The organism is Streptomyces sp. NPDC058375, from assembly GCF_042723425.1.
In the GTDB taxonomy this organism is placed as follows: Bacteria; Actinomycetota; Actinomycetes; order Streptomycetales; family Streptomycetaceae; genus Streptomyces; species Streptomyces durocortorensis.
This window is the reverse complement of sequence record NZ_JBHXJG010000033.1, coordinates 32,194-43,098: the sequence shown is the minus strand read 5'-3', so window position 1 is coordinate 43,098 and position 10,905 is coordinate 32,194. Positions and strand designations below refer to the sequence as shown.

Sequence of the window (10,905 nt, the reverse complement as noted above, 5' to 3'; positions counted from 1 at the left end):
AGACAGGGTCACCCTGAGCGCCGCGATGGGGCACACCCGGACCGCGCGTACGGCGGCGGCCCGCTGGTCCGCCGGCACCTCGCCCTCGAAGAGGAGCTCGGCATATCCCTCGTCGGCCTGCAGCAGGGCGGGGGCCGCGCCTTCGCACAGCCCGTGCCCCTCACAGCGGCTCCGGTCGACGGTGATCCTCATCTCGGCGGCCCTTTCTCGGCGGATCAGGTGTGGAGCGTCACGGGCAGGGACGCGATGCCGCGGATCGTGTTGTGCAGCCGCCAGGTCGGCTCGCCGATCTCAATGGAACGGACCTTGCCGGTCAGCGACGTCAGGAGGCTGTGGCTCTCCAGGCGGGAGAGCGCCTGGCCGACGCAGCCGTGGATGCCGTGGCCGAATCCGACGTGCTGCGCGACGCCGGGCCGCCGGATGTCGAACCGCTCCGGGTCGGTCCACTGCCGCTCGTCGCGGTTGGCGGAGCCGTACAGGAAGAGCACCCGGGAGCCCTCCGCCACCGGTGCGCCGCCCAGCTCCCGGTCCCGGGTCGCCAGCCGGGTGAAGCCGCGCAGCGGGGACTCGATGCGGATGATCTCGTTGAACGCCGACGGGATGAGGGTGGTGTCGGCGCGCAGCAGGTCCCACTGGTCCGGGTTCGATCCGAACAGCCACATCATGCTGGAGAGCGCGCTGACGGAGGTGTCCATCGACGGGGCCAGGAAGTCTCCCAGGAGACCGGGCAGGAGGTACTCCTCGATCTTCCCCTCCTTGGCGTCGCTCACCAGCTGGGCGCCCCAGCTGCCGGGCCGCAGGTTGCCCGGGACCGACATCCGCTGGAGGAACTCGGACATCTCCTGGAGCAGCGGGAATCCGGCCATGGTGCGCTCGTTGAGCGGGCCGAAGGCGTTGAACCCGGCGGTGGCCCACTCCAGGAGCCGTTCCTTGCCCTCCTCCACGGGCCAGCCGAGCAGGTCGGGCACGACGGCGAGCGGGAACGCCTGCGCGAAGTCGGTGACCGCGTCGAAGGTGCCCTTCTCGATGAGCTGGTCGACGAGGGTGTCGGCCCAGCCGGTGATGTAGTCGTGGAACTCCTCCAGCGCCTTCGGCTTGAGGTGCCGGGCCACCAGGCTCCGCACATAGCCGTGGTACGGCGGGTCGCTGGTGAAACTGCTGCCCTTCTGGGCCTTGTTGAGCGTCTCGGTCAGTCCGACCCCGGAGCCGGAGGAGAAGGTCGTCGGATCGTGGAGCGCGTCGTAGACCTCTCGGTACCGGGCGGCCGCGAAGACCTGGTGGGCCTCCAGCCAGACCACCGGTCCGAGGTCGCGCAGCCGTCGGTAGTCCTCGTAGGGCGAGAGGATCGACTCGTCGGCGTAGGGATCGATGCCGGTGCTGGGGATGGTGAGCGTCGCCATACGGATCTCCTCGGGTCAGCTGGTGGCGGAGTGGTCCAGAAGGTGGGCGTTGACGACCCGGACCAGGTCGCGCGGGGTGTCGATGTCGACGAGTGCCGAGTCCTCGAACTCCAGGCCGTACTCCCGCCCGATGCGGCTGCCGGTCTCCAGCAGGGCGAGCGAGTCGTATCCGAGATCCTCGAAGGTGGTGTCGAGGATGTCGGCCTCCAGCGCGCTGCCGCCGCCCGCGCCCTCCCGGAGAATCCGCTTGAGATCATCGATGCCGAACTGCTTGCTCATGCGTCCGTCCTGTTCGAAGACGTGAATGGGGCGTGGATGGGGCGTTGTCGGGACGTGGGTGGCCGGATGGGGGTGGGGTCACTTCGCCGTTCCCCGCACCACGACCGCGGAGTTGAACCCGCCGTGGCCCCGGGCGAGGACGACGGCCGTACGCACCGGGGTGCGGCGGGCCTCGGTGACCAGGTCGAGGTCGTAGCCGTCGGCGCGGCTGACGTTGACCGTGGGCGGGATGACGCCGTCGCGGATCGACAGGAGCGCGGCGGCGACGTCGAGCGGGGCGGCTCCGGCGGCCAGGCGTCCGGTCATCGTCTTCGGAGCGGTGACCGCCACCCCGCCCGCGCCGAACAGCGCGCTCAGCGCGTCGGCCTCGATCCGGTCGAGTTCCGGCACGGCGGCGGCGTCCGCGAAGACGACGTCCACCTCCTCCGGGGCGGTCCCGGCGTCCTCCAGCGCGGAGGCGAGCGCCCGGCGCAGCCCGGGCTCGCGCCCGCTGCCCGGCCGGGGATCCATCGTCGCGCCGTACCCGGCGATCTCCCCGTACACCTCGGCGCCCCGCCGTCGCGCGGATTCCGCGTCCTCCAGTACGAGCAGGGCGCCGCCCTCGCCCGGGACGTGCCCGGCGGCCCGCGCGTCGAAGGGGAGGTAGGCGTCCTCGGGATCCCGGGAGGTGCTCATCCGGCCCCCCGCCATCTGCGCCACCCAGCCCCAGGGGCAGAGCGAACCGTCCACCCCGCCGGAGATGATCAGCCGGGTGCCCTTGCGGATCTGCCGGCGGGACTGGGCGAGGGCGTCGAGGCCGCCCGCCTGGTCGCTGACGACGACTCCGCTGGGCCCCCGCATCCCGTGCTGGATGGAGATCTGACCGGTGTTGACGGCGTAGAACCAGGCGTAGGACTGGTACGCGCTGACGTACTTGGGCCCCTTGCTCCACAGGTTCTCCAGCTCGCGCTGGCCGAACTCGAACCCTCCGGCGGTCGCGGCGGTGATCACGCCGGTGCTGAAGTCGGGCAGCTCCGAGGGGGTGATGCCGGCGTCGGCCAGCGCCCAGTCGGCGGCGGCCAGGGAGAGCCGGGTCATGTGGTCGGTCTGCGGGATGAGGCGGCTCGACAGGTGCGCGGCGGCGTCGAACCGCACCTCGCCCGCCAGTTTCGCCGGGTAGTCGGCGGCGTCGAACCGGGTGAGCTCGCCGATGCCGCTGACGCCGGCCAGCGTCGACTTCCAGTAGGCCTCGGTGCCTTCGCCGTTGGGCGCGATGACGCCCAGTCCGGTCACTGCTGCTGCGGCGGTCACGCGGCACCCCTCTCCGGGTCGGTCAGGACCATCGCGCTCTGGAATCCGCCGAATCCGCTGCCGACCGTGAGCACCCGGTCGGTGCGCCAGTCGCGGGCGGTCAACGGGACGTAGTCCAGGTCCAGTTCGGGGTCCTGTTGGTGCAGGTTGGCGGTGGGCGGTACGACGTTCTCCTTGATCGCCAGCGCGGAAGCGGCGATCTCGATGGAGCCGATCGCCCCGAGCGAGTGGCCCACCATCGACTTGATGGAGCTCACCGGCACCCGGTGGGCGTGCTCGCCGAGGCTGCGCTTGAACGCCGCCGTCTCGTGCCGGTCGTTCTGCTTGGTGCCCGACCCGTGGGCGTTGACGTAGTCGAGGTCGGACGGGGCGAGCCGGGACTCGTCGAGCGCCGAGGTGATCGCCTCGGCCATCTCGACGCCGTCCGCCCGCAGTCCGGTCATGTGGTAGGCGTTGCTGCGGCTCGCGTAGCCGGTGATCTCGGCGTAGATCGTCGCCCCGCGCCTGCGCGCGCTGGTGTACTCCTCCAGGACGAAGCCCGCGGCCCCCTCGCCGAGGACGAAGCCGTTACGGGTGCTGTCGTAGGGGCGCGACGCGTGCTCGGGGTCGTCGTTGAAGACGCTGGTGGCCTTGATCGCGTCGAAGCACGCCACGGTGATGGGCGAGATCGGCGCCTCGGTCGCGCCGGTGATCATCACGTCGGCGGCTCCGTCGCGGATCAGCTCGACGGCGTGCCCGACCGCGTCGATCCCCGAGGTGCAGCCGGTGGACACCACCGTGCCCGGCCCCTCCGCCCCGGCCGACCAGGCGACCTCGGCGGCGATCGAGCTGGGCACGAGGTAGTCGTACAGGTGCGGTGTCGCGTACGTGTGGTCGACCAGGTGCGCCGCCCCGTCGTCGCTGACCACCCGGTACTCGTCCTCCAGGCTGGTGGTGGCCCCGACGGCGTTGCCGATGGTGACGCCGATCCGGTGCGGGTCGATCTCGGAGAGCTCCAGTCCGCTGTCGGCCAGCGCCTCCCGGGTGGCGACCACGGCGAACTGGGCGGCCCGGTCCATCCGGCGGATCTCCTGGGCGCGCAGCCCGTGTTCCTGCGGGTGGAAATCGATCTCGGCCGCGACCCGGGAGCGGTAGGGCGCCGGATCGAAGCGGGACAGCGTTCTGGTCGCGGTGCGCCCCTCACTGATCAGAGCCCAGAAGCTCTTGGTGCCGACCCCTCCCGGTGCCAGCACCCCGATGCCGGTGATGACGACTCGTCGCCTCATGATTCTTCCTTCCGGAGATACGTCAGGAATGCGCTGCCGAACGTGCGGGGGCCTACCGGCAGGGCGGTGATGCGGATACGGATGTGCGCGTGCTCAGACCCGGGAGGCCGCGGCGGCGGTGCCGAACCAGCGGTCCAGGGCGTGGTGCAGGGGCGTCTGCGCCCGGTCGGTCCAGACGACGTGCCCGTCGGGGCGTACGAGGAGCGCGGTGGCTCCTTCGAGGTCCGCGGGCCCCTCGGCCGCGACCACGCGCACCCGGCCGTCCCGCCCCCGGGCCGGTTCCGCGACGGGTGCGGCGGAGTCGTCGTGCCCGTGGGGGGACAGGGAGAGCAGGACGCCCCGGCCGCCGGCGAGGAGCCGGGCGGCCGTGGTGGGCTCACCGTTCACGGTGAGGTCGATGTCGGGGAGCCGCGCGCCGAGCAGCGGGTCCTCGCCCGCGCCCACGTCGTAGCGCACGTCGAGTCCGCTGATCATGGCGTCGACGAGGGCGCGGGCCCCGGGCTCGGCCAGCAGTCCGGCGAGCACCCGGCGGACCGGTTGCGCCCCTTCGCCGCCGAACAGCAGCAGCCCCTGGGCGCTCACGTTCCCGATCACCCGCCGTGCGACGGGGTGGCGTTCGGCGTGATAGCTGTCGAGCAGTCCGGGCGGGGCCCAGCCGTGCACCTGGGCCGCGAGCTTCCAGCCGAGGTTCGCCGCGTCCTGGAGGCCGAGGTTGAGTGCCTGGCCGCCGACCGGCATGTGCGTATGGGCCGCGTCCCCGGCGAGCAGCACCCGCCCCCTGCGGTAGCGGGTGGCCTGGGCGCAGCCGTCGTCGAACGCGTCGGTCCAGCTCGCCGTCGCACCGGCGATGCTGTGGCCGGTGACCTCCTCCCACACCGTCGCGATCTCGTCGAACGGCGGCGGCCCGGTGCGGCCGCCCGGGAGCCGGCCGGCGGCGTGCACCATCACCCGGGTCACCCCGTCGGGCCGCCGGGCCGAGGTGGCGAAGCCGCCGGGGAACTGCTCGAAGCGGTAGGCGGGCACGTCCGCCCCGGCGATGTCGGCGCGCAGCAGCTCCCGGGTCGGGGCGGTGACGTCGAGGCCGATGCCCGCGAGCCGCCGGACCGTGCTGCCGGCCCCGTCGCACCCCACCACATGGGAGGCGTGCAGGGTCCGGGGCCCGTGGGGGGTACGGAACCGGGCGGCCACGCCCTCGTCCGTGACGGTGAGCGCGTGGAGTTCGTGTTCCCGGTGCAGCTCCACGCCCAGGGCGGCGGCCCACTGACCCAGCACCGCTTCGGTACGGAACTGGGGCGTCTTCCAGTTGCCCGGGTAGCGGCTGTCTCCCCCCTCGGCCCGGAACGACTGCCCCCCGAAGTGGCCGAGCGGCTCGTGCGTCAGGTCGCCGAACGCCTCCAGGAGCCCCCGCAGGCCGAGGATCTCCATGGTGCGGGCGTTGAGCTGGGAGGCCCGCGACTCGGTCATCGGGGCGGCCAGCCGGTCGACGAGACTGACCCGTACGCCGTGCCGGCGCAGGTCGCCCGCCAGCAGCAGCCCGACCGGGCCGGCCCCCACCACCGTGACGTGCGCGGCTGCGGCCGGGCCGGGCGGGGTCACCGTCCGGGCCCCGGGCGGCCGCCGCGCGGGGTCATGGAGCGCTGCCCTCGACGTGCGCCTTGGCGTGGGCGAGGGTGCTCAGGCTGTTGGTGCCCAGGGCCTTGCGCACCATCGCCCGGGCGTCGTCCAGGGTCGCGTCCGGGCCGAGGACCGCCGCGATGTTGGCCTCGTTGATGGAGACGGTGTGCTGCGAGGTGGCGAGCACCCCGTCGGCGTCCTCCTCGAACCGCCACTGCCCGGTGTGCAGCGTCATCAGCGCGGGCAGCTGCGTCTGCTTGTAGTGGATGCGGTCCGGCGCGAGGCACACCCGTACCGATGTGGTGGTGTGGGTGGAGCCGTCGACGGCCCGGGTGTCCATCTCCAGCAGCTGGAGCCCGTCGTCGTCCGTGAAGTTCACCCGCGCGACGTGCGGCAGGCGTTCCGGCCACCGGTTCGCCTCGTCGATGAACGCGTAGACGTCCTCGGCCCGCCCGGCGATCCGGGTGGTGTCCTCGAACACGAGGCGCGTCTGGGAGCCGTGGAGCACGGCCTCGGCCTCGGCCTTGAGCGCGCCCAGCTCCGCCCGGCTGTTGCGGTCGACTGCGGTGGAGATCCACTCCAGCGCCGCGGGGTCGTCGTCCACCGCCCGGTAGTCGTGGAGCAGCCGCACCCGGCAGCGTTCCTCACCCAGCGGCTCGACGATCCAGGTGCCGCCCATCGCGGCGACCGGCGGGCTGGACACCTCCTGGCGGAACTCGATACGGCCCTCGGCGGGGACCAGCCGCCTGCGGGAGGTCCAGGTCTTCGCCGCGCCGTTGGCCGTCGCCCAGATCCGTATCCGCTCGTGTTCGCCCTCGCGTTCGACGCGCTCGACGAGGACGCTCGGGGGGAAGATCTGCGGCCAGTTCTCCACCTCCTCCAGCAGCCCGTAGACGGCCTTCGCCGAGGCGTCGACCGTGATCTCGTGTTCGACTTCGTGGAGCTGGGGTCCGGACATGGTGCCTCCCGGCTGGTTCGGGAACGGGGTTTCTCGGGCGGCCGCGCTCATGCGGAGGTGATCAGCGCGATGAGTTCGCGGGGGGTGGTGACGGCGGTGACGGCGTCGTCCTCCAGCGCGATGCCGTACTCCCGGGAGATGAGGGCCGCCGTCTCCAGGAGGGCGAGCGAGTCGTAACCGAGTTCGGTGAACGACCGGTCCAGGATGTCGCCCTCCATGTCGATGCCTTCGTCGGCGCCGGCGGCGCTGAACAGCGCCTTCTTGAGGTCGTCGAGGGTGAACGCCGTGATGGTCATCCGTCGTGTCCTTTCAGGATTCCTGTTCCCAGTGGTAGAAGCGCTGTGCCATCGCGTCCGCGGGCGAGCGCCAGGTCGCGGGGTCGTACGCGGTGATGTGCTGCTTCAGGTCGTCGCTGATCCCCGTGAACAGGGGGTGCGAACGGGCTTCGGCGATCCGCTCGGAGCCGTCCTCGGAGGCGAAGTCCTGGAGGTGGAAGTACAGCCCCTGGTAGCTGAAGAGCTGTCGACGCAGCGTGCCCATGCGGTGCGGCATCTCCGTGCGGTCGAACTCGGCGAAGAGGCCGCCGACGTCGTCGATCGACGTGGGGTCCAGGCGGGCGACGATCAGGGTGGTGTGCATGGCCTTCCTCGTATCTCTGCGGCCCGGTCGGGGGCCGGCTGCGGTGGGGGCGGGGCCGGGTGTCAGGCGTGCGGGGCCGGGGTGACGCGGTTACGCGGCCGGGCCGGGGCCGAACCAGGTCGTCAGCGCCCCGGCGAGGTCTCCGCCGTCGGGGGACGCCCAGGCCACGTGACCGTCCGGGCGCAGCAGCACCGCGCCCGTGGCGGCGAGCCGCTCGTCCGCCGAGGTCGCCGTGACGACGTCGACGTGGGCCGCCCAGCCTGCGGCGGTCCGGCGTACGGCGGCGTCGTCGGCGAGGTCGAGCAGCACGCCGCGGCCCGCGTGCAGCAGGCGCGTGGTGGTCGTGGGACCGTCGCCGCCCAGCAGTTCGCAGGGCGGCATCCGCAGCCCGAGGAGCGGGTGGCTCCCTTCGCCGACGTCGTAGCGGACGTCGAAGCCCGTGACCATCCCGGCCAGATGCCGGGCGACGTCGTCGTTGCCGAGCAGTTCGCCGAAGACGGCGCGCAGCGGCTCGACCTCCGTGCCGCCGAGGTAGAGGAAGCCCTGGGCACGGGTGTTGGTCAGCACCCGCTCCCCCACCGGGTGCCGCTCCTCGTGGTAGGTGTCGAGCAGTTCGGGGCCACTGCGTCCGGTCACGACGGCGGCGAGTTTCCAGCCGAGGTTGACGGCGTCCTGCACCCCGACGCTGAGCCCCTGACCGCCCGCGGGCAGGTGGATGTGGGCCGCGTCGCCGGCCAGCAGGACCCGTCCCAGGCGGTAGCGGTCGGCCAGCCGGGAGGCGTCGGTGAAGGAGCTGATCCAGCGGGCCTCGCCGTGGCCGATGTCCTCGCCGGTGAGCCGCTGCCAGGCGCCGGCCACCTCGTCGAAGGAGGGCGGGGCGGTGCGTTCGCCGGGCCGGGTGCCGCGTTCGCAGACGATGACCCGGTCGAGGTCGTCGCCGAGGCGGGCGGCCATGACCATGCCGCCGCTCACCCGCTCGCCGATGAACCGCGGCCGGATGGACGCTCCGGCGACGTCGGCGAGGAACATCTCGCAGGTGGCGTCCTGCCCGGGGAAACCGATGCCCACGGCCCTGCGTACGGTGCTGCGCCCGCCGTCGGCGCCGACGAGGTAGGAGCAGCGCAGCACGCGCGGGCCGTCCGGTGCGGAGACCTCGACCTCGACGAACGTGTCCTGCTGGGTGACGGCGAGGACCTCGTGGCCGCGCAGGATCCGGGCACCGAGGCCGGTGGCCCAGCGGGTCAGCACCGCCTCGGTCTCGGTCTGCTCGACGTTGCGGACGCCGAAGTGGCCGTCGGGCAGGACGGAGTAGTCGAGTTCGATGCCGCCGAAGTGGCCCTTGGCGCTGATCTCGGGGTTGCCGAAGTCCGCCAGCAGACCGCGCTGGTCGAGCACTTCGGTGGCGCGGGCGGTGAAGCCGAGTCCGCGGGACTCGCTCACGGGCTCGGCCAACCGGTCGAGGACGATCACCTCGGCGCCGCCGAGGCGGAGTTCACCCGCCGTCATGAGGCCGGTCGGTCCCGCTCCGGCCACGATCACCTGCGCGTTCAGCTTCGGGTCGGCGGTCATCGGTCCTGCCCCGCCTTCCGCCGTACCGGCTCCAGGGCCTCGCTCCAGGCGACGACCTGGTCGAGGACCGCCTCGACCGTGGCCGCGCTCTCCTCGGCGGGCCGGAACGTCGCGTGGTCGGCGAAGTCGGTGGCGAAGGTCAGCGTCGCCTGGGCGCGTACGGTGGCGACCTTGAGCTCGGACATGATCAGCCGCAGGTGCTCGACGGCGCGGGTGGCTCCGGTGGGCCCGTAGCCGACGAACCCGGCCGCCTTGTCGCCCCACTCCGCGAAGAGGAAGTCGATCGCGTTCTTGAGCGCTCCGGGCACCGAGTGGTTGTACTCGGGCGTCACGAAGACGAACCCGTCCAGCCGCTGGACGCGCTCCGCCCAGGCGAGGGTGTGCGGGTGGGTGTAGGCGCCGGCCATCGGAGGGATCGGCTCGTCGAAGTGGGGCAGCGCCTGCTCGGCGATGTCGATGAGCTCGTACTCCGCGTCGTCGCGGCGTCCGGCGATGTCGAGGACCCACCGGGCCACCGCTTCACCGCTGCGCCCCGGCCGGGTGGAGCCGAGAATGATGCCGATTCTGGTCATGCTTGCTCCCGTGTAGGGGTGAACACGTGACGGTGCGGTTACGCGTCGCGATCGGCGTAATACTTCTCCTCGATGCCGATGTGGTTGTCGGTGATGGTGACGTAGCGACGGCTCATCAGCGGGCTTTCGCTGAGCGACTCGATGAGGCCGCTGTAGTCGTCGACGTCGTCGAATTGCACGAGGAAGAAGTTCGTGTGCCGGGTTCCGAAGGCACTGGCGCGGAACGGCCTGATCTCAAGAAACTGGGCGTGTTTTCCGAGGATGGGAAAGAGATGTTCCGCCTCGAACGCGTCGCGTTCGGACGAGCTCATCACGAACCACTCCGGTTCGAACCTGACGCCGAGAAACGCCGTGTACTTCATGGGAATTCTCCTTGGTGTCAGAAGTTGCCGAGGCCGCCGCAGACGTTGATGGCCTGGGCGGTCACCGAGGCGGCCGTGTCGCTGACGAGGTAGCCGACCATGCCCGCCACCTCCTCGGCGGTGGAGTAGCGGCCGAGCGGGATCTTGGCCTGGAACCGTTCGAGGATGTCGTCCTCGGTGGTCTCCCACGCCGCCGCGTATCCGCTGCGCACCCGCTCGGCCATCGGCGTCTCGACGTACCCCGGGCAGACGGCGTTCACGGTGATGCCCGTCTTCGCCAGCTCGTTGCCGAGGGACTTGGTGAACCCGACCACGCCGTGCTTGGAGGCGGAATAGGGCGAGGCCAGGACGACGCCCTGCTTTCCGGCGGTGGAGGCGATGTTGACGATCCGGCCCCAGCTCCGGTCCCGCAGACCGCCCACCGACAGCACGTCCCGGGTGACCCGGAAGACGCTGTTGAGGTTCGTGTCGATGACGGTGTTCCAGGCCTCGTCGGTGAGGTCGGCGGTCACCCCGCCGCCCCCGGTTCCGGCGTTGTTGACCAGGACGTCGACGGTGCCGAAGCGGTCCACGGCGGCGCTCACCATGGCGCGCACCTGCTCGGAGGAACGGACGTCGCAGTCGGTTCCGTCGGCTTCGTGTCCCGCGGACCGCAGCTGCTCCACCGTCAGTTTCACGGCGTCGGCACTGCGCGCGCAGATGAAGACGCGATATCCGAGGGTGCCGAGATGGTGCGCGACGGCCAGACCTATACCGCTGGTCGCCCCGGTCACGATTGCTGTCTTCCCGTTGCCCTGCGTCATTCCGTCTCCTCACATGGGTCAGAACATGGGGTCAAAAGCGCATGACGGCAACACCGACTCCGGGCCGGGGCCCGTGGCGGCGCAAAGAAAAAAGGCCCGGAGATCTCCGGGCCTTTCGGGAAAGTCCTCGCTCGCGCCGGGATCGCGCCCACTC

The 10,905-nt window shown here is 71.7% G+C and carries 13 protein-coding genes; all 13 read right to left on the bottom strand.

Annotated elements, in window-relative coordinates; translation table 11 throughout:
• Window positions 1-192, bottom strand: a 192-nt coding sequence (locus tag ACFWM7_RS08570; RefSeq protein ID WP_383256746.1) for a ferredoxin, incomplete at its 3' end; no start/stop codon positions are given.
• A gap of 23 nt (window positions 193-215) precedes the next feature.
• Complete coding sequence (locus ACFWM7_RS08565) at window positions 216-1,400, bottom strand: cytochrome P450 (protein ID WP_383256744.1); 1,185 nt, start codon at window positions 1,398-1,400, stop codon at window positions 216-218.
• Between the two features lie 15 nt (window positions 1,401-1,415).
• Window positions 1,416-1,679, bottom strand: coding sequence for an acyl carrier protein (locus tag ACFWM7_RS08560; protein WP_359980278.1), 264 nt, complete (start codon window positions 1,677-1,679; stop codon window positions 1,416-1,418).
• 78 nt (window positions 1,680-1,757) lie between these two features.
• Window positions 1,758-2,969, bottom strand: a complete 1,212-nt coding sequence (locus tag ACFWM7_RS08555) for a ketosynthase chain-length factor (RefSeq protein ID WP_383256740.1) — start codon at window positions 2,967-2,969, stop codon at window positions 1,758-1,760.
• Window positions 2,966-4,237, bottom strand: coding sequence for a beta-ketoacyl-[acyl-carrier-protein] synthase family protein (locus ACFWM7_RS08550; protein WP_383256749.1), 1,272 nt, complete (start codon window positions 4,235-4,237; stop codon window positions 2,966-2,968). Before ACFWM7_RS08550 ends, ACFWM7_RS08555 begins: the two co-directional genes overlap by 4 nt.
• A 90-nt stretch (window positions 4,238-4,327) precedes the next feature.
• Window positions 4,328-5,830, bottom strand: a complete 1,503-nt coding sequence (locus ACFWM7_RS08545) for an FAD-dependent monooxygenase (protein WP_383256736.1) — start codon at window positions 5,828-5,830, stop codon at window positions 4,328-4,330.
• Window positions 5,831-5,861: 31 nt separating this feature from the next.
• Window positions 5,862-6,806: an aromatase/cyclase gene (locus ACFWM7_RS08540; protein WP_383256732.1), complete on the bottom strand. Its 945-nt coding sequence runs from the start codon at window positions 6,804-6,806 to the stop codon at window positions 5,862-5,864.
• Between the two features lie 47 nt (window positions 6,807-6,853).
• Entirely contained in the window at window positions 6,854-7,102 is a 249-nt protein-coding gene (locus ACFWM7_RS08535; RefSeq protein ID WP_383256729.1) for an acyl carrier protein, read from the bottom strand.
• Window positions 7,103-7,115: 13 nt separating this feature from the next.
• The gene (locus ACFWM7_RS08530; protein ID WP_381649821.1) at window positions 7,116-7,445 is read right to left on the bottom strand and encodes a TcmI family type II polyketide cyclase; all 330 of its coding nucleotides are present in this window, start codon (window positions 7,443-7,445) and stop codon (window positions 7,116-7,118) included.
• 90 nt (window positions 7,446-7,535) lie between these two features.
• Window positions 7,536-9,014, bottom strand: a complete 1,479-nt coding sequence (locus ACFWM7_RS08525) for an FAD-dependent monooxygenase (protein WP_383256725.1) — start codon at window positions 9,012-9,014, stop codon at window positions 7,536-7,538.
• The gene (locus ACFWM7_RS08520; RefSeq protein ID WP_383256723.1) at window positions 9,011-9,586 is read right to left on the bottom strand and encodes an NADPH-dependent FMN reductase; all 576 of its coding nucleotides are present in this window, start codon (window positions 9,584-9,586) and stop codon (window positions 9,011-9,013) included. The genes ACFWM7_RS08525 and ACFWM7_RS08520 overlap by 4 nt, the downstream gene beginning before the upstream one ends.
• A gap of 38 nt (window positions 9,587-9,624) precedes the next feature.
• Window positions 9,625-9,948: a darcynin family protein gene (locus ACFWM7_RS08515; RefSeq protein ID WP_383256721.1), complete on the bottom strand. Its 324-nt coding sequence runs from the start codon at window positions 9,946-9,948 to the stop codon at window positions 9,625-9,627.
• A gap of 17 nt (window positions 9,949-9,965) precedes the next feature.
• Window positions 9,966-10,751: a 3-oxoacyl-ACP reductase FabG gene (gene fabG / locus ACFWM7_RS08510; protein WP_383256719.1), complete on the bottom strand. Its 786-nt coding sequence runs from the start codon at window positions 10,749-10,751 to the stop codon at window positions 9,966-9,968.
• Window positions 10,752-10,905: the final 154 nt, after the last annotated feature.

Bases quoted from the DNA above. Each gene is read 5' to 3' on its own strand.
- ACFWM7_RS08560 (WP_359980278.1), bottom strand. From the start codon at position 1,679: ATGAGCAAGCAGTTCGGCATCGATGATCTCAAGCGGATTCTCCGGGAG.
- ACFWM7_RS08515 (WP_383256721.1), bottom strand. From the start codon at position 9,948: ATGAAGTACACGGCGTTTCTCGGCGTCAGGTTCGAACCGGAGTGGTTC.
- ACFWM7_RS08530 (WP_381649821.1), bottom strand. From the start codon at position 7,445: ATGCACACCACCCTGATCGTCGCCCGCCTGGACCCCACGTCGATCGAC.
- ACFWM7_RS08525 (WP_383256725.1), bottom strand. From the start codon at position 9,014: ATGACCGCCGACCCGAAGCTGAACGCGCAGGTGATCGTGGCCGGAGCG.
- ACFWM7_RS08535 (WP_383256729.1), bottom strand. From the start codon at position 7,102: ATGACCATCACGGCGTTCACCCTCGACGACCTCAAGAAGGCGCTGTTC.
- fabG (WP_383256719.1), bottom strand. From the start codon at position 10,751: ATGACGCAGGGCAACGGGAAGACAGCAATCGTGACCGGGGCGACCAGC.
- ACFWM7_RS08540 (WP_383256732.1), bottom strand. From the start codon at position 6,806: ATGTCCGGACCCCAGCTCCACGAAGTCGAACACGAGATCACGGTCGAC.
- ACFWM7_RS08565 (WP_383256744.1), bottom strand. From the start codon at position 1,400: ATGGCGACGCTCACCATCCCCAGCACCGGCATCGATCCCTACGCCGAC.
- ACFWM7_RS08520 (WP_383256723.1), bottom strand. From the start codon at position 9,586: ATGACCAGAATCGGCATCATTCTCGGCTCCACCCGGCCGGGGCGCAGC.